The sequence below is a fragment of the Pedobacter sp. L105 genome (assembly GCF_009765875.1).
Classification (GTDB): Bacteria; Bacteroidota; Bacteroidia; order Sphingobacteriales; family Sphingobacteriaceae; genus Pedobacter.
Genome location: NZ_LMUP01000014.1, coordinates 345513 through 363740, shown reverse-complemented (window position 1 = coordinate 363740; position 18228 = coordinate 345513). Strand labels below are relative to the sequence as shown.

The following is an 18228-nucleotide window of genomic DNA, read 5'->3' as shown; positions in this document are numbered from 1 at the left end:
CTATTTTTGAGCAACTATACAAAAAATATTTCCGGGAGCTGCGTGCCTATGCTTACTCTTTGTTGGGGGATTGGGATGTGGCGTAAGAAATTGTGCAGACTATATTTCTTAAACTTTGGAAAAAAAATGAAGACTTGAAGATCAGGACATCGGTTAAATCTTATTTATACAAATCAGTATACCACAGTAGCCTCAACTATATAAGGGGGCAAAAGGTTCAGTTGAAATATCAAGTTACTACTACTTCTTCCATAACAGATCATTCCGATGACGCCGATCAAAAATTAACCATGAAAGAGTTGGAACGGCTTCTACAAGACGCTTTAAGCAAATTGCCTGAAAAATGCCGGGCTATATTTCACCTGAGCCGTTTTGAAAAATTGAAATACCAACAGATCGCAGATCAATTGAATATTTCTATAAAAACAGTAGAAACACATATGGGAAAGGCCATAAGGATATTGAGAAAAGAAATGAAAGATTTTTTACCTATCATAGCATTAGTGCTATCTAATATTTTTCGACCATGAAACAACATATGAGCGAAGACCTACTGATCAAGTATTTGCTTGGTGAAGGCAGTAATGACGAAGCACTGAAAGTTGAAGCATGGGCGGCCGCCAGTAGCGCTAATACGAGGAAACTTGAAGAAATAAAGACCATACTTGAAACCAGCAACCGTTTGGCGCAGGTTAGTCCGATGGATGAAACTGAAGCATGGGAAAGATTTAAAAGCAAAAGGGACACGACAAGAAATGAAAAGGTCAGGATTACCCCAATGCGCGTTTATGCAAATTGGCTCAAAATAGCAGCCGTTATGTTCCTGTTGACAGCAGGCGGATGGATGGCTTCTTATTTGTATAGCAGTAAAAGTGGCGAATCTGCCGGCTGGATAACTTTACGAGCTAAAAGCGAGGTACGCGTAGATACTTTGCCAGATGGATCCATACTACATATCAATAAAAATTCCACGCTTACTTATTCGCGTAATTTTAAATCGAAAAGAACGGTCAAACTTACCGGTGAGGCTTTTTTCAATGTTAAGCATAATGATGCGTTACCATTTACTGCACAGGTGGAGGATGTAAATGTACGGGACGTAGGTACCGCGTTTAACATAAAAAGCAGGCAGCATAATACCGAGGTTATTGTGGAGAGCGGGACAGTGAAGGTAAGCAGGGACAAAGATGCCGTGCAGCTAAATGCGCAGCAAATGGTAAATATAAAAGCTGGGGATAAAGGATTTTCGGTCAAAAGGAACAGCGATGAACTATATAATTACTATATGAGCAATACCTTTGTCGCCAACAAAACGCCACTATGGCGATTAATTGACGTATTGAATGAAGCTTATGGCACTGATATTAGGATTGAGAACAGTGCACTCCGTAACGCACCGATTACGATTACCATCAGGCTTCAGGACTCGCTGAACAGTATATTGAACCTGATTAGTTTAACTACACCTGATCTGCATGTACAAAAAGCAGGCGGCACTTATATCATAAAATAGTGCAGATTTAAAACCAAAAAAAAAAGTACTTACGTGCTCATTGTTAAAAGACCTGCTCCATATCCAGCCATTAGTTTTTACCGCATCATCCTTATCGGCTGATGCAAAGTTGATAGCAGGGCCGGCGAATATCTCCCAGTGCTTGTTTAATTTATAGCCTGGAAGAATCATGGCGGAACTGGTTCGAAAACTTTTGTCGCTGAAGTCCACAAAGAACAATACTTCACATTCAGTATCTAAAAAGAACTTTTCGTAGTTCATTACATGGACTCCGATTCCCACGTTGAGCGCATATTGTATCTTTTCAGCGCCCGGCTGATAGCCAAAACCAATCAAACCATATAATACCTTGCCGCCCGACCGAAAATCTGCATGGGTGAAAAAAGATTGATCAGTACTTAAGCTTATACTTTTTTCTCCATTTTTAATGATATTGATAACTCCCACGGCATAATCACTGCTATCGGCCATATTAATAAGTCCTAGCTGGATACCTCTTACTTTTTCGGCAATATTTAAGCTGCTAAACTGTAGAAAAGAAGAATATCTACTTTTATTTATCAATCCGGCTATCTGAATCCTGCTACTGTCGCGGGCAATATTGGTGAGCCCGGCAATCGCTATTCCCTTACTGCCAACCGCACTATTCATCAACCCTGCAAGCTGAATGCCAGCAGCTTGTTGATCCATATTAGCCAGGGTGGCAAACTGTAATCCACCGATAAACCGGGTGGTTTTATTGGCCAGACCTGCAAACTGCAGTCCGGTAGCCTTATTTAAAACCCGGTTATACACACCGGCAAATTGCACTCCCTCAGTACTGCCGCCTACAAAATTAAAAATAGCCGCTGCCTATATAAAGCTCATATCCTTTCGGTTTATATTAAACAGACTTGCCAGTTCAACACCATCTATCCCTGCGGTATAACCGCCGAGTAAGTTTAACGAAAGATGATCAATTACCTGGCTGTTGTATAAGCCGTGTGTGCTTAGGCCGGGAACAAGTGAAATCTGATAAGGACTGGAAGCGAAAAAATTGCCGACATTTAATGCCTGCAACAATTGTTTCGAGCTGATAAAAAACCGTGCGAACCTGCTATGCTCGACATCGTTGCCTGTGGCATTATCGGGGTAATATTTATATTTTTTGTTGGGGCTTTTGTCGTTAACAATAACTTCAGGCAGTAAATTTACTGAAGTGGTACGATAATCTTCCTTACTTGCGGTAAGCGTTACTGATCCTGTAAAATTTTTTAGTTTCAACTCAAAATATCCGCGATCATCAGTAAGTGTAGACAACAGGAGATTTTTTTCGTAAACACTGGCCTGTACTACAGGTCTCTGATCGGAAATATCGCGCACATATCCTTTTAATACGGTCTGCCCCCTAGTCTTTATAACCTTCGGCCAAAATGAATAATTTTAGGGGTGCATATCTTAGTACAATATATCCCGGGACTTCTTTAAACTCGTAACTTTCCCCAAGCATTTTTTCCAGTAAACCCGATAGCGTTCCCCTATAGCCAGACACAGATACCAGGCTGTCTGCCGGGACCACTTTATTATTATAAGCGAAGGAAAAGTTTTGTTTACCCGAAATCTGTTCCAATAAGTGTGCTATCGGCTCCTTTGTTTGCGCCCCGATAGTTAGCTCTTTCATCAGGTTGTTTTGTGCTAACAAGGGGTTATATGAAATAATGAAAATAAAAAATGTATTCAATAATTGTTTTTTACTGATCATTATCAGGTATCTATATTTTATGATCCAAACCAAATTGCATTTAAAAAAGGCAAACTTTCGTTTAGGGAGACTGGTGTGTTCTGTAACCTTACTGTTAACACAATCTAACTGATCTTATGTCTTAGCAACTTCTCTAAAGTTGCCTGTTAGATACCAAAGAAATGTCATTTATTTTAAATATTCCAATTTTTTAGGGCCGAATGTCTGGAAAAGACAATTGATCATCAATTTAAAGTTAAAATGTTCATTACTATACCAAATAAAAGAATGCCGCCATTTGCATTAGCCCCCACGTTTAACAGCTTGTGGGCGAAATTCTCCCTTTTCCAGTTGACTTTGATCAATGGCTACTTAGCCTCTACCTGATGATGCCCCCCTTGCCTTAAGTTAATGCTTCCTACTATAAGGGGCGTTCGGGACTATAACCCCAGAGTTTGTGCACATGCCGGGCACACAACAAAATAGGGCTGTTTCAATGAAACAGCCCTATATAAATTATCTCCAGTGTCCTGGTATCCACATCGTACCCCTGCGGGTATCTTTCCAGTGTCCCTGTACGTAAATTGCTCCGTGACGCGGCGGCGCTGCCCAGTAACCGCCATGCCAAACATAAGTACCATTTTGAGGTACCCAGTCTTCCTCTACCCAAACGTGATCACGTGAGGGAGGCGGTGGCCTTCTGTTAATAACCCTTACAGGACGCTCCGGACGGATACGAACTACAAACTGAGCATAAGACTTTGCCCCTCCAAGAGACAATAGTAACAATAAAACCAGTGTTTTTGATAACTTCATCATAATGTTAAAAATTGGTATCTAACTCTATGACTATGGAAAAATGTGAAGGTTTAACGAAAATTTAGCTCAGCTTTTTAACTACTTGATTGGCAGAGACAATAGTTGCTTCTACTGTGCCCGGTGTATCACCAGCATAAAAGGCCTCGCCTGCAAAGAAAAGCGTTTGCTGTATGGGCTCATTTAATAATACAAGTGCCCCGGCTGTTGCAGGAGTAGCATAACTGTAAGCGCCTGAAAAAGATTTCTCCCTGTGCCAGTTGAAAACCTCTCCAGTGATGAGTTGTGCTTTAATTTCTTCCATTGGCAGATTAAAGATTGCAGAAAGGGAATTAAGGGCTTTTTCCAGCAATTCGTCGCTGCTGAAAGCACTCAATTCAATAGCTTTAGGGCCGCCTGCCCATCCGGTTAAGAATGGAGAATGCTCAGGAAATTGTGTCCACCAGGTAGGGATTTCTTCGCTGCTGTGAAAAAAGGCAGCATCATCTTTCCAGAATTTATGGCGGAATAATAAGATAAATTTAATTACACTTCCAAAACCAATTTGATGAAAAGCTTTGTTATACTCCGCTATTGGCGGCACAAAAACAAGGGACTGTTCTTCGCTTTGCAAGATACCCAATGGCAGGGTAATCAGGCAGCGATCAGCTTCATAAACAGTTTCATCTTCCGCAAATACCTGTACGTATCCTTCTTCCCATTGAACCTTTTTCACACGGGTATTAGTAATTAGCGCACAACCTTTTTTTTTACAATCCGCTACAAGGAATTTGATCAACTGACCATATCCACCGCTTACCCTGTAATCTTCGCCCTGATGCGCCCATTCCTGATAAAGAGACTTTACGCTTACTTTTGTGATATCGGCCAGGTCAAACCCCTGGGCAAAAGTAATCACCTGCTGTCGCAGTTTATCAAAGCCTGTCTTAAAGTGAAGATCCAGGAATTCTAATAGCGTAATATCCTGTTGTACAGTCGCCATTTTTTTGATAAGATCATCCCAGGAAGGGTCATGATGTCCTTCTTTCACCAGCTTCGTATTTTGCAGATGATAAGATTTACCACCTGTTTTCACAAAGCTAATGCCTGCTTCATTCAATAGTTTTATGCTCTCCTCGGCTTTGCCGTGTACAAATTCTGCACCGGCCTCTATAGCCCTCGGAAAGACTTCGTTATTGATAGTATATATTCTTCCGCCAAAGCGGGGTAAAGCCTCCAAAAGTATAATTTCATAAGTGGCGGCTAATTCCCTTGCAGCTACCAGTCCTGATATACCACCGCCTGCAATAATGAGTTTTTTCTTTTTCATGGTTTTATCAGGAGCACCACTTTATAATAGGCTAGAATGCTTCTCCAAGACTAAACATAATGGCGTTGTAGCCTTTACTAAATCCGTAGTCCATCCCAATATTGGTATTGGAACCTTTGTTAAACTTAAGTCTTAAACCGGTACCGGCGGCTGGATGCCAGGAAGTAAACAAGCTGCTGGAACCGCTCACTGAATTTACATTGGTAAAAACTACAAAACCTAACAAGCCATTCTCAGTAATATCCCTTCTGTATTCACCCTCAAAGTAAAACAGGGTTTTACCACGGTAGCGATTTTGGTCTATCCCCCTGCCAGAACGGTTATAAGGATCCCAGCCGATACTTGGCAAATCCAGATACGGTGCCTTACTGTCTAATACGGTCCATAAATAAGACCATACTGCAAAAGTGTTCTGCTGCGATGGTTTGCTTGTATTTAAAGGGAAGTATTTACGTACATCCACGTAAAGGGAATGCCAGTTATTGGAACTTCCCAAAAAAGTCGGGTTAATTCGATAAACTACATTTGCATAGGCACCGGGAAGCGGGTTAATTGAATTTCCACGGCTATCATATAATAAATTTAAACTAACCCCTGATGACACTGAGCTGCCACCTGTACCATAAGCATACCCGGTATAATCTTTCAGAGAAACTGTAGGATCGTCATTTTTAATACTGGTATGATAATCCAGATTATATCCAAAACCTGCAAACAGGTAAGGCTCTATTTTTTTTAACGCACTTTGATAAAAACGGACATAATTATAATCTACCAATGTTTTCTGATCATAACTGTGGTCGCTTCCTAACCCCCAGGTGTATTGCGGATAATGCAGGAACCTGATATCACCCTGGATCACCCAGGTATTATCGGGAAGCCAAACGCTTGAACGCAGCGGCAACCCAAAACGTTTGCCAAAATTCCAGTAAGGCGCAAAAGTTACACTTGAGATGTTAGTGGTACTGCGGTCTCCAAGATACATGCCTGCCGTAGTACTGGTAATTAAAGCACGTCCGTTACCACCTGGAGCAGAACCGCCGACAGGAAGGATAGAAAAATATACTCTTTTTCCTTTTTGTTCTCTAACTTTACCAGGCTTGATCCTGAAAAGATCTTTCGCAAGATCAATTAAATCCGTCTGATTGGCGGTATCTTTTACAATATTTCCCTGCGGCATCATGCCTGAAGTGCTCTGTGCAAACAAAGCTGCCGGTAATAGTAAGAATAAGAGTAGAATATATTTTATCATATGAAATCCTGTTGAGCGCGTTGTACAATAATTCAGCCAGTATTTATCTAACGTTATTGAACAAATAAAGTTTGCCGCCACAACCAATTTAAAGAAATATAATAAAAGAACCCCTTCAAACAATTTCGAATACTGTTTTTATACACTGAAAAACAGGTAATTACCTCAAACGAATCAGGTATTTTTTTTTAAGCTTTTCTAATTAAATTGATAGATCGACCACAACAAACAGCTCTCCTTTCCTGAAAACAAAAAATATATTTTACTTGTTTACATAGAATTCGAAGAGACTTGATAAAAATAGAGGAGAAATAGCATGAAAACGTTTTCAGTGAAATTTAAAGTCCGCAGTCTGGAACTGGATTTGATCATTACCGCATCCGATCAGAATGAAAAATTTAAAGTGGAACTGATTACCGGAGAACCTAACCCCATACGTTTGGAACGTTCTGCCTACGGAAAATGGGTAGTAATAAACCCTGGTTTGAGAAACCTTACCGATCAGGAATTTATCAGTTTACAGCAAGTAATCGACGAGAATTTAAAAAAACACAATATTTCAAAATAAAGCCTGCAACAAATCATTTCTTATCTTAATGAATGGTTTTATTTTCAGCACCTTTTAACCTATCTTTCGAAGAATAAGAGAACACAAATTGCGTTATTATTTGTTATAACACAGAACTCATATACTTCATATAACCAATGCATCACCAAATTATAGATTATAGTATCCGGGATATTATTGATTACAGGGAATTATCGTGGCCGGAGTCAGAAGAATTCCTCTTCCTCACCAAGGTACCTGATAAGTACGAACCCTTTTCTGTTAATCCAACTTACTATTGTTTTGGAATGATTACCCAGGGTAACCTGGAAATTGAAATCGACAAGCAGTATTATAAATTATCTCCTAACTCCCTGATGATCTACAGACCGGGACAGGTATTTAAGGTAATCAGTGTATCTGAAGATACAAAATGTGCGTTAGTATTGTTCACCAGAAAGTTCATTGATGAACTGAATGAAAATATTTTCTCTGTTCAAAGCCATTCTTTTTTAAGTCATGGCATAAAAACAGTAATTGAACTTATTGATAATGACAGGGACAAGATCCTGGGCACGTTTAAGGAGATTTTTGCTTTACTACAACACCTATCCAAACCTCACTGGGAGCTGATAGCGAGAAATCTGACCTCTGCACTGGTTTATGAAACCGATACCCTTTTAAGGGATTATATCGGGAGCGCTAAAGTTGCTGTAAATAAAGAGAATGAATTGTTTATCCGCTTTAAAAACTTGGTGGCAAACCATTTTAAAGAAAGCCGGCAATTAGCCTTTTATGCGTCAAAATTGTGTGTTAGCACCAATTACCTGTATGTGCTGGTCAAAAAGATTTCCGGCCACTATCCAACACAGCTCATTAGCAACCAGGTGATTAGCGAAGCAAAATACCAGATCTGTCAAACCGCCGGCAATTTTAGTGAAATTGCTTATTTGCTGAATTTCAGCGACCCTTTTGCCTTCAGCAAATTCTTTAAAAAACACACCGGCTATTCACCTTCACAGTTCCGTAAACAAGCAGCGACAATGGAGCTGATAGAGGAATTTGACATGTAATATCAGGTTTCTGACATGGCAGCATTAATCTGTTCCCCATAACTTTGATGTATCAATTTATAAATATGGAACGTTTAAAAGGTAAAGTAGCCATCATCACCGGAGCCGCCAGAGGCATGGGTGAATCGCATGCAAAAGAATTTATCGCTCAGGGAGCTAAAGTTATACTAACAGATTTATCAGAAGAAGCTGGTAAAGCCCTGGCCGGCCAGCTGGGTGAAAATGCAATATTTGTAAAACATGATGTAACCAATCCAGAACAATGGGCTCATGTAGTTGAAGAAGCAGAAAAGAAATTTGGCCCCGTTAACGTACTGGTAAACAACGCTGGCATTTTGGGTCCCCTGGCAAAAACAGCAGAACTAACTGAAGCCGATTATCTGAAAGTTTGCGCCATCAATCAACATTCTGTTTTTTATGGAATGCACGCTGTAGTCCCTTCAATGATTAAAGCTGGTATAGGATCTATTGTAAATATTTCTTCCATTGCCGGCATGGTAGCTAATTATGGATTTCCAAATCTTGCCTATGTAGCCAGTAAGTTTGCCGTAAGAGGAATGACTAAAGCAACAGCTGTGGAATATGGAAAAAATAATATCAGGGCCAATTCTGTACACCCTGGTTTTATCAACACCCCAATGATGGTTGAAGCTACCAATGAAGACGGAGGTGATGCGCTTGCTCAAATACCGCTGGGACGCTTAGCAGAAGCCAAAGAGGTATCAAATTTGGTACTATTCCTTGCTTCAGATGAATCATCTTACATCAGCGGTGCAGAACACGTTATAGATGCAGGAATGACTGCACAATAAAATATTTTAAACCCGTGTTTGCCATATAGGTGGGCACGGTTTTAAAATGATTAATTTAGCTCTTCTTTTACAGAACCGCAGTCGGGCATAGATTTACCTAAATAAGGATTCTGAATACCCTTTACTTCACTTAACCATTGCGCTCCTTTATTATTATTGTACATTGGGCAATTGTCATAATATAATTTTTGCCCGGCGCCTATTAATTTTACCATCGCATATACTTCTTTGCTTAACGCCTCAAAATGCTCACGCTGATGGTCAATATTACCCACACTTTTCCCAATATGTTCTGCATTTTCTTTAGCCTGCGCTTCAATGCTACTGTAGGTTTTGGCTTGCGCCGATGTTAATGAAGATTTATTAAAAGCTGTAAATGCTTTTACCATTTCTTTTCCCGCAGCTGCCGCAGCGATGTCATCGTTTTTTACAAAGGCATTTTTAATTTCCAGATATGTGCTCAAAATACCTTTCAACGGACTTGGTTTTGAATTTTCAGTAGCTTCTATTTTTATGGCACCATGAGCGCATACAGTAAATAACAGGATTAAAATACATATGCCCGACAGGAATTTTTTCATCTCTTTTAATTTTAAATGGTGAGTGCATTTATATTTAAAATGCCTGCCCAATTTACAACAAATAGGTTGTTTACGGAGAAAAACAGCTGAAAAAAAACGCCTGACTGACTAAGCACTGCTCCCAGAATTATCTAATTTTTTGGGAGCAGTGCAATCAACTGCCAAGCGTTTTTATTTCAGCAACCTTATGCTATTTGGATAACTCTGCAAATTCTTCCTCAGATAAAACGATATTAGCAGCTTTTAAGTTTTCTTCTAAATGCGTGATGGATTTGGTACCAGGGATCAGCAAAATGTTTGGTGAACGCTGCAGCAACCAGGCCAGTGCAATCTGAGAAGTTGTCGCATTATGTTTTGCAGCGATATGATTGATCTTATCCGCCATTTTAGATGGTCCGGAAGCCAGTGGAAACCATGGAATAAATGCCATTTTGCGTTCCGCTGTATAATCAACTAGAGCCTCCCATTTTCTTTCGCTTAAATTGTACATGTTTTGAACAGATACAATGGGCAATATTTTTAGCGCTTGCTCTACTTGCTCTATATTTACTTCAGATAAACCTACATGTTTTATCTTACCAGCTTTTACTGCTTCTACTACCGGTGCCAATGTATCTTCCAAAGGTACATTCGGATCTATACGGTGCAATTGCCAAAGATCAATCGTTTTTACTTTTAAACGCGAAAGGCTACCTTCTATATTCTCGTGAATAAATTCAGGAGTACCATTTGGTGTCCATGCACCTGGTCCTGAGCGGCTAAAACCACCTTTGGTAGCAATCACCAATCCTTCTTTATAAGGCGATAGCGCATCGGCAATCAGAGATTCGTTAAATTTTGGCCCGTATGCTTCAGCAGTATCAATAAAGTTAACCCCATCTTTTACAGCTGCCTGTAATACTTTGATCGCATTTTCACGGTCTTCTACTTCACCGAATACTCCTGTACCGGTTAACTGCATTCCGCCATAGCCCAGACGGTTAATTTCAAATTCGTTACCTAAGTTAAATGTTAATGAGTTTTTCATGTCAATATATTGGTTTATCAGTAGTAATTATTGTTTTCAAATTGCCCGCGGCGGTTTATCGCTATGAAACTATGATAATCTATTTTATATAACACCTGAAAGATCAGGATGTTTATTACATCTATTTTTATTGAAGGTAAAAATAAATCGAAACATATCAATACTTCTTCTTTTTATCATTAAAAATAAATAATTATTCAAACTATAAATAAAAATCCATAAATTACTGACAACTAACGCTTTATTTGACCTCTCAAAACAGCATAGCTTAAAAATGGCTAAGAAATCAGTTCGATTATTAAAAAAGGTTACACCAAAAGGACTTTCAACAGACCGGAAGAAAGGTGCTGAGGAGAAGTCAAATCATGTAAATAACAATTTATTTGCCAGTAAGCTTAAATCAAAACTTAAACAACATTATATGAAAATCGCAAAGACCAATACGATTGTATTCATTACTGGTGCTTTTGTAAGTAATAGCGGATGGAATGAATGGGAGACTTACTTTGAGCATAACGGATATACTACCCTTGCCCCTGCATGGCCATTTAAAGATGCCCCGGCTTCAGAACTGCGTGAAAGGCGGCCTAACGATACAGATCTGGCCAATCTTACCTTAGCAGAACTGGTAGAGCATTTTGCGGAAATTGTAAAGGCACTGCCGGAAAAACCAATTATCATTGGGCATTCCCTCGGCGGACTGATCACACAGATTTTGGTCAACCTAAACCTTGCAGCTGCCGGAGTAGCTATCCATTCGGTACCGCCTAAGGGCATTTTTCCGTATGAATTTTCCTTCATCAAAGCAGGATGGAAAGCGCTTGGGCTTTTCACTTCTCTTCGTAAAACTTATCTAATGTCTTTTAAAGACTGGCAATATGCATTTGTAAATCAAATGCCATTGGACGAACAAAAAGCAGCTTACGAAGCCAATACCATCCCAGAATCCAAAAGGGTGGCAAGGGGCGGTCTCACCAACGCAGCAAAAGTAGATTTTGAAAAAATGCATGTACCCTTATTACTTACTTCAGGTAGCATAGATCATATCATTCCCGCGCATTTAAATTTTCGCAACTACAAAAGATATAAACATAATGGCTCCATATTAGACTATAAGGAATTTCCCGGGCGGAATCATTTTGTATTGGGACAGCCAACCTGGAAAGAGGACGCTGATTTTATCCTGAAATGGATAAGCCGTTTGTTTTAGTCTCTTTCAATAAACATAGTTGACCAAACATAAATATAATTTCAGGGTTTTAATAATTGCCGGTATAGCTTTTATCGGTGTTTATTAAATGCTATAAAAATGAAAAGACCTTATGTTATTTGCCATATGATGAGTTCCGTAGATGGCAGGATCCTGACCGCTCAGTGGGGAAAGGTAAAGGGAATGAACAACTATGAAGAAACAGGAAGCTCGCACAAAGCTGATGCCTGGATGTGCGGCAGGATTACTATGGAGCGGGACTTTGCAGAAAAAACACAATTAAGACTGAAGAAAGCTGATCACCCGGTAAGCCGGGAAGATTACATTGCCAACCAGCAAGCCAAGACTTTTGCAATAGCCATTGATGCAGCTGGTAAACTAAACTGGCAGAAAGCCGAAATAGACAGCGATCATATCATTTCTGTACTCACAGAAGAAGTAACAGACCAATATCTGCATTACCTCCGGGAAACGGGTATATCTTATGTTTTCGGTGGAAAAAAAGATATTAATTTTTCCCTTGTTTTAGAAAAACTACGCGAATTGTTTTCCATTAAAACACTATTACTGGAAGGAGGCGGCCACCTTAATGGCTCTTTTTTAAACGAGGGGCTGATAGATGAACTGAGCTTTTTACATATGCCTGTAGCAGACGGCAGTCCTGATACCCCCACCCTGTTTGAGGTAACCAAAAATATAAAAAAATCACCCGCAAGCCATTTAAAATTGATAAGTATTAAGCAGCTGGAAAATGACATCGTATGGATGCGTTATAAAATAAAATGATTTAGGTCATTAAATTTCTAAAAAAAAGATAAAAGCCGGTGCAATTAAATTGTTCCGGCTTTTATCTTTTGCAGATATATTCGACAGTTAATATTTGAAATCGGGTCATTACGTAGAGAAATTTCTACATTTTACTAAAAATAAATCTTAATCAATTTTGGTACCATAAATTACTTTACAACTATAAGTTGTAAAGTAATAAAAATTATATTCTTTTATATGTAAATTAACAGCTACTAATACTATAATTATACATTATTATATTTCAATATTAAATATTTTTATAAAATCATATTAATATTTATTTTTAATAATAATATTTTTTATCAAAAAAAGCGTAATATTGCATCATATTTATTAGGGATAGTGATAAAGAATTATTATCATCTGATAAGTACAGAAAAAACCCTTATAAAAAAATGATGGAAAATCTACACAAACTTTTAATTCTGGCCGTAGCTATGACTGGAATTTCAACTGCTTCATTTGCACAAACTGATGTAAAAACTGCAACTGTAACTGCAAGCGCAACTATCATCACCCCTATCACTATTACTAAAACTCAGGATTTGAATTTTGGAAACGTGGTATCAACTACTGCAGGTGGTACAGTGGTTTTATCGCCCGCTGGTGTAAGAACTGAAGCTGGCGTTCAACTTCCAGCTGCAACAGGAACAGTAACAGCTGCCTCTTTTACCGTTACAGGTCAAGACGGTTATGCTTATGCGGTTACTCTACCAACTACGGCTTATTCAATCACTACAGGCACCGGATCAGCAACTGAAGTAATGAGCCTTACTGCTTTTACAAGTAATACTACCGGTACATTGACAGGTGGAACACAAACTTTAAATGTTGGCGCTACATTAAATGTAGTAGCTAACCAAAATGCTGGCACTTATATCGGTGCTACTCCTTTTAACGTAAGCGTTAATTATAACTAAAATTTCCGCAGAAGTACTGCTCAATGGGCAGTACTTCTGTTTTTTACCATCAGAACCACTTATCATCAAATCCCATGTTTATCAAACCTGGTTTCGATAAAAAAACAACAACCCTGCTCAGATATTTTATTTTTTTTGCGGTTATCTTAACCAGTATCTTTTATTCCTCCAATGTAAAAGCCCAGGGAGATCTGTTTATTAATCCCAAACGCATCATTTTTGAAGGCGAAAAGCGCTCGCAGGAAATTAGCCTGGCCAATATCGGTAACGACACGGCAACTTATATGGTAACTTTTGTACAGATCAGGTTAAAAAACGATGGCAACTTCGAACAAATAGAACAGCCCGATTCGGGGCAGCATTTTGCAGATAAAAACCTGAGGATCTTTCCCCGTACCATAACACTGGCGCCTAAAGAAACCCAGACTATAAAAATACAACTCTATCAGAAAGAAAAGCTACAGGCCGGCGAATACCGGTCACACTTATATTTTAGAGGAGTACCTCCAGAAAACCCTTCTGCAAAAAAACAACAAACAGAAAACACCAAAAATGTATCTGTAAAAATAACTCCGGTATTTGGAATCACTATCCCTGTAATTATCAGGATTGGAGAAAACACGACGACAGCTTCAATCACCGACTTAACACTCGGAAAATCCGAAAACCAGACTGATATACTAAAATTAACGGTCAACCGAAAAGGAAACATGTCGCTCTATGGTGATATTACCGTCAACTATATTTCAGCTGCCGGTAAAACTACCAGGGCCGGTTATATCAAAGGGATATCTGTTTACACACCCAATCAACTGCGCTATATCAATTTAACCCTCGATCCAAAAGCAGGTTTAAACTATCATTCTGGCAAACTAAGTGTAAGCTATACAGCTGTAAATGAAGGGAAGTCAGAAAAAATTGCCGCAGCAGAGCTGACTTTAAATTAACATGTCCTCACTCAAATCTTTTCTGTTTTTATGTGCAGTACTGCTCCTCACGTCTTTTAGCACCTATTCGCAAATCACCGTTTACACCATTCAGAATTTCAACTTCGGAACCTTTTACCAGGGAAGTTCTGGCGGAACGATTAATGTATCCACTACAGGAACACGCACGGCTACAGGAGATATTATTTTAATGAATACCTGGAATTCTGCCGCACAGGCTATCCTTGAAATTCAGGCTCCGGCAGGTTCCGTTATTTCGATTACCAATGGTGCCGATGCCGTGTTAACCGGAAGTAACGGAGGAACCGTAAGCCTTCACCTGGAAAGTTCAAACCTGGGATCCCCTTTTACTACAACAGCAGTACCACCTGCACGCACCACATTAAATATTGCAGGAAAATTAACCATCGGCAATAGTGCAACAAGTCCTCCCGGCACTTATCAGGGCACCTTCTCAATTACTTTTAACCAGGAATAATGCTGCAGCCTGTTGTAAATTTCACACAGCATATAAAGGCCCATTCTTTTCTATTTGTAATTTTCGCCTGCCTATTTTCTTCCTTTACTTTTCTTTTTCCCCTTACTGCATCTGCCGGTGACGAGCCGGCCTATGAAGAAATAACAGTTTATATGAACATTCCTGGTTTGGGAGGAACAGATCTCGATGTGGTGATTAAAGGCAAAGAAGCTTACCTCTCAGTTACAGAATTATTTGATTTCCTGAGTATTAAAAACAAGGTTTCTGCAAACCAGGATTCCATTAGCGGCTTCTTTATCACACAAAATAACAACTACCTCATCAATAAGACAACCAACAGCATTACTTTACAGCAAAAGGTATATACACTATCCACAGACGACCTGATCAAAACGCCAACAGGTCTGTACCTTAAATCCGGAATATTTGGTAAAATATTTGGATTAAACTGCGATTTCAATTTCCGAAGCCTTTCAATTAACCTGACTACAAAATTAGATCTTCCTGTGCTTCACGAAAAACGACAGGAAATGATGCGGCAAAACTTAGGTAAGCTTAAAAGTGAAATTATTGCCGATACCACCATACGCCGAAAATATCAGACCTTTAATTTAGGCACAGCCGATTGGGCAGTCTCCTCTACACAACAACAGGGCGGCAGCACCAGCACCCTAATGAACCTTAGATTAGGCGCAATTGTTTCCGGCGGAGAAACCACCATAGACCTTAGTTACAATACACAAGGAAACTTTGAGCTCAAACAGCAAAATTACTTGTGGCGCTATGTAAATAATGATAATCCTTTGGTAAGACAGGTATTGGCAGGAACAATTCCAGTACAATCCGTGTCCACACTGAGCGCTCCCGTTGTGGGGCTGCAGGTAACCAATGCCCCAACCACCATTAGAAAATCAATGGGAACCTATACCCTCTCTGACCATACCAATCCGGAGTGGACCGTAGAGCTATCTATGAATAACGTGCTCATAGATTATGTGAAGGCCGATGCTTCCGGATTCTTCAGTTTCCAGGTACCGATGGTTTATGGAAGTTCAGTTTTACAGTTGCGCTTTTTTGGCCCTTGGGGAGAAGAACAAACCAAGGAGGAAAATATCAGTGTTCCCTATAACTTTCTGCCTAAAAACGAATTTCAATATACGGCCAGCAGCGGAATTGTGGAGAATGGACAGCAAGGCCGTCTGGTGCGCTTTGAAGCAAATTATGGCCTGAGCCGTTTGGTTACTATTGGAAGCGGTACCGAATATCTGTCTTCTGTGAGTTTAAATCCCGTTATGCCTTTTGTAAATATTGCTTACAGACCGGTTTCTACTTTAGTCTTATCAGGAGACTACACGTTAAACGTAAGAACAAGGGCCATTGCTACTTACCAAATGAAGTCAGAACTGACATTTGAATTAGATTACACAAAATACAAAGAAGGACAGCAAGCAATTTTAAACAGCTTTATTGAAGAACGGAAAGCAGTTATATCCAAACAATTCAGGGGAATGAACTTTTCCGGGTTTGCAAGATTTTCAGTGGATGAAGTAATTTATCCAAATGCTAAGCAAACCCTGTCCGACCTGATGTTTTCCTATACCTGGAAAAATCTAAGCAGCAACATCACCACCTATACCATATTGATGGATAAAGATTTTCTGAATACCTATAGCAATCTTGCAGTTGCATGGGCGCTTCCACATCGTTATACGCTGCGTCCGCAATTGCAGTATATGTATACTTCCGGGCGGGTAAACAGTGCAACTATGGAGATAGAAAAACAGCTGTTTGGCAGCGGTTTTCTTAACCTGACGGTGAATAACAATTTAGTGTACCATACAATGAGCGCCACCCTGGGACTGCGTTTTGATCTCTCCTTTGCAAAGGCAGCATTTTCTGCAACGCAGGCCAATAAAAGAACATCCCTCACACAATCATTTAGCGGAGGAGCTGTTTATGACCAGAAAACAAAATATGCCAAACTAAATAACCGAAGTAATGTAGGAAGAGCCGGAATGGTGATTTATGCATTTCTCGATTTAAACGGCAACAACCGGCGGGATAAAAACGAGCCGAAAATCCCCGGGCTTCAGATCAGGGTAAGCGGCGGACGCATGCAGCCCAATGTAAAAGATTCTACGATACAGGTTTTTGACCTTGAACCTTATACCAGTTATCTGGTTGAACTGAACCGAAATAGCTTTGACAATATCGCCTGGCAGTTTAAAAATGCAACTTATAAAGTAGCCATAGATCCTAATCAGCTCAAGCTGATTGAAGTGCCTGTTCAGATAAGCGGGGAAGTATCGGGCACTGTCTATACTTCAAAAACAGACTCCACAGGACAGGGAAGAATAACAATTAATTTTTACCGCAATGGCTCTGTACTGGTTGGTCATGCGTTGACTGAAAATGATGGTTATTTTAATTTCCTGGGGCTTCCCCCGGGATCTTATACCGCTTGCCTGGATGAAGCACAGCTGAAAAAACTTCATCTAACTGCTTCCCTCATGAAAAAGAAATTTGAAATCAAAACCAGTGTAGAGGGAGATGTGGTGAGTAATATCAATTTTAAGCTATTTATTCTTTAGCTGGGCTAAAACAATTGTTGCTTCATCTGGTTTTTGCGTGCCGATCAATACCTTATCGCCATTTTTAAAAACAAGCTGTATCCCCTTGTTACCTGATATATTAAATGCAGCTCCATTCCCGAAAGATCCAAGTCTAATACCCCAGCCTCCGTATTCCATTAATGGATTATACTTTCTAACAAACGCCTCTGAAATAGTATACCATGAATACCGCTTCATTTTTAAATTAATTGGATAAAAACGAATATAAAGGCCGTCAGTTCTTATCTCAGTGTCCATCCTTATCATAAATATAAGTCCCGTAACCAACAAGAGAATAACGATGGTTGTTAACCGGCCACCCGTTAAAGGATTAAGCAAAGGTATTCCATTTGACATTTGCCTGAATGCACCAAAAATACTGATTAGGTTAGCACCAACTAAGATCACCCAAAGCCATACCTGCCTGAATTTCTGCGTTTCGGTAAAAAGGATTTCGTTATTCATGTAATTTAAATATTTGATGAAACCTTGTGGCTATACGTTTATAAATTAGATCGTTGTTACAATGATTTCCTCTTAGGGCAATCTATAAAGAATTCAGAAACATATCAAAGTATATTTTAGGAAAATTGAATAATCT

The 18228-nt window shown here is 39.5% G+C and carries 20 protein-coding genes; 11 read left to right on the top strand and 9 right to left on the bottom strand.

All coding sequences use genetic code 11. The features are described from left to right. Positions 1-92: 92 nt before the first annotated feature. On the top strand, positions 93-530 hold the full coding sequence (locus GSQ84_RS24635; RefSeq protein WP_254070976.1) for an RNA polymerase sigma-70 factor: 438 nt from the start codon (positions 93-95) through the stop codon (positions 528-530). Positions 531-538: 8 nt separating this feature from the next. Then, positions 539-1513, top strand: coding sequence for a FecR family protein (locus tag GSQ84_RS24630; protein ID WP_158800030.1), 975 nt, complete (start codon positions 539-541; stop codon positions 1511-1513). Here the strand turns inward: GSQ84_RS24630 and GSQ84_RS24625 are convergent. From GSQ84_RS24625 to GSQ84_RS24600, 6 genes are all read right to left on the bottom strand, one after another. Further along, positions 1457-2323: a hypothetical protein gene (locus GSQ84_RS24625; protein WP_158800029.1), complete on the bottom strand. Its 867-nt coding sequence runs from the start codon at positions 2321-2323 to the stop codon at positions 1457-1459. The genes GSQ84_RS24630 and GSQ84_RS24625 overlap by 57 nt on opposite strands. Positions 2324-2365: 42 nt before the next feature. After that, positions 2366-2875 (bottom strand): hypothetical protein, encoded by a 510-nt coding sequence (locus tag GSQ84_RS24620; protein WP_158800028.1) that lies wholly within the window; start codon positions 2873-2875, stop codon positions 2366-2368. 25 nt (positions 2876-2900) lie between these two features. Next, positions 2901-3173 carry a hypothetical protein gene (locus tag GSQ84_RS24615; protein WP_158800027.1) on the bottom strand — a complete coding sequence of 91 codons (273 nt, stop codon included), beginning with the start codon at positions 3171-3173 and terminating at the stop codon, positions 2901-2903. 576 nt (positions 3174-3749) lie between these two features. Beyond that, the gene (locus GSQ84_RS24610) at positions 3750-4052 is read right to left on the bottom strand and encodes a hypothetical protein (RefSeq protein WP_158800026.1); all 303 of its coding nucleotides are present in this window, start codon (positions 4050-4052) and stop codon (positions 3750-3752) included. Between the two features lie 61 nt (positions 4053-4113). Further along, complete coding sequence (locus GSQ84_RS24605) at positions 4114-5358, bottom strand: NAD(P)/FAD-dependent oxidoreductase (protein WP_158800025.1); 1245 nt, start codon at positions 5356-5358, stop codon at positions 4114-4116. A gap of 31 nt (positions 5359-5389) precedes the next feature. Continuing rightward, on the bottom strand, positions 5390-6610 hold the full coding sequence (locus GSQ84_RS24600; RefSeq protein WP_158800024.1) for a hypothetical protein: 1221 nt from the start codon (positions 6608-6610) through the stop codon (positions 5390-5392). A 316-nt stretch (positions 6611-6926) separates the two neighbouring features. On the opposite strand from GSQ84_RS24600, the gene GSQ84_RS24595 reads away from it, so the two are divergent. The 3 genes from GSQ84_RS24595 (at position 6927) to GSQ84_RS24585 (ending at position 9042) form a co-directional block, all read left to right on the top strand. Then, the gene (locus tag GSQ84_RS24595; protein WP_158800023.1) at positions 6927-7178 is read left to right on the top strand and encodes a hypothetical protein; all 252 of its coding nucleotides are present in this window, start codon (positions 6927-6929) and stop codon (positions 7176-7178) included. Positions 7179-7315: 137 nt separating this feature from the next. Beyond that, positions 7316-8230, top strand: coding sequence for an AraC family transcriptional regulator (locus tag GSQ84_RS24590; protein WP_158800022.1), 915 nt, complete (start codon positions 7316-7318; stop codon positions 8228-8230). Positions 8231-8295: 65 nt separating this feature from the next. Continuing rightward, positions 8296-9042: an SDR family NAD(P)-dependent oxidoreductase gene (locus GSQ84_RS24585; protein WP_158800021.1), complete on the top strand. Its 747-nt coding sequence runs from the start codon at positions 8296-8298 to the stop codon at positions 9040-9042. Between the two features lie 50 nt (positions 9043-9092). On the opposite strand, the gene GSQ84_RS24580 is transcribed toward GSQ84_RS24585, so the two are convergent. Together GSQ84_RS24580 and GSQ84_RS24575 are read right to left on the bottom strand one after the other, a co-directional pair. Next, complete coding sequence (locus GSQ84_RS24580; RefSeq protein WP_158800020.1) at positions 9093-9623, bottom strand: DUF3347 domain-containing protein; 531 nt, start codon at positions 9621-9623, stop codon at positions 9093-9095. 190 nt (positions 9624-9813) lie between these two features. Then, positions 9814-10650: an aldo/keto reductase gene (locus GSQ84_RS24575; RefSeq protein ID WP_158800019.1), complete on the bottom strand. Its 837-nt coding sequence runs from the start codon at positions 10648-10650 to the stop codon at positions 9814-9816. 274 nt (positions 10651-10924) lie between these two features. Here GSQ84_RS24575 and GSQ84_RS24570 point away from each other — a divergent pair, with 274 nt between their 5' ends. The 6 genes from GSQ84_RS24570 to GSQ84_RS24545 all read left to right on the top strand — a co-directional run bounded on the left by GSQ84_RS24570 (position 10925) and on the right by GSQ84_RS24545 (position 17606). Further along, a complete protein-coding gene (locus GSQ84_RS24570) occupies positions 10925-11860 on the top strand; it encodes an alpha/beta hydrolase (RefSeq protein WP_254070975.1) in 936 nt (311 codons plus the stop codon). 99 nt (positions 11861-11959) lie between these two features. After that, the gene (locus tag GSQ84_RS24565) at positions 11960-12646 is read left to right on the top strand and encodes a RibD family protein (RefSeq protein ID WP_158800018.1); all 687 of its coding nucleotides are present in this window, start codon (positions 11960-11962) and stop codon (positions 12644-12646) included. Between the two features lie 419 nt (positions 12647-13065). Then, entirely contained in the window at positions 13066-13590 is a 525-nt protein-coding gene (locus tag GSQ84_RS24560) for a DUF4402 domain-containing protein (protein ID WP_216849026.1), read from the top strand. Positions 13591-13664: 74 nt separating this feature from the next. Continuing rightward, positions 13665-14537 (top strand): molecular chaperone, encoded by an 873-nt coding sequence (locus GSQ84_RS24555; protein ID WP_158800017.1) that lies wholly within the window; start codon positions 13665-13667, stop codon positions 14535-14537. A gap of 1 nt (position 14538) precedes the next feature. Then, entirely contained in the window at positions 14539-15015 is a 477-nt protein-coding gene (locus GSQ84_RS24550; RefSeq protein WP_158800016.1) for a DUF4402 domain-containing protein, read from the top strand. Beyond that, on the top strand, positions 15015-17606 hold the full coding sequence (locus GSQ84_RS24545; RefSeq protein WP_158800015.1) for a carboxypeptidase-like regulatory domain-containing protein: 2592 nt from the start codon (positions 15015-15017) through the stop codon (positions 17604-17606). The genes GSQ84_RS24550 and GSQ84_RS24545 overlap by 1 nt, the downstream gene beginning before the upstream one ends. Here the strand turns inward: GSQ84_RS24545 and GSQ84_RS24540 are convergent. Then, positions 17592-18092 (bottom strand): hypothetical protein, encoded by a 501-nt coding sequence (locus GSQ84_RS24540; RefSeq protein ID WP_158800014.1) that lies wholly within the window; start codon positions 18090-18092, stop codon positions 17592-17594. The genes GSQ84_RS24545 and GSQ84_RS24540 overlap by 15 nt on opposite strands. Positions 18093-18228: the final 136 nt, after the last annotated feature.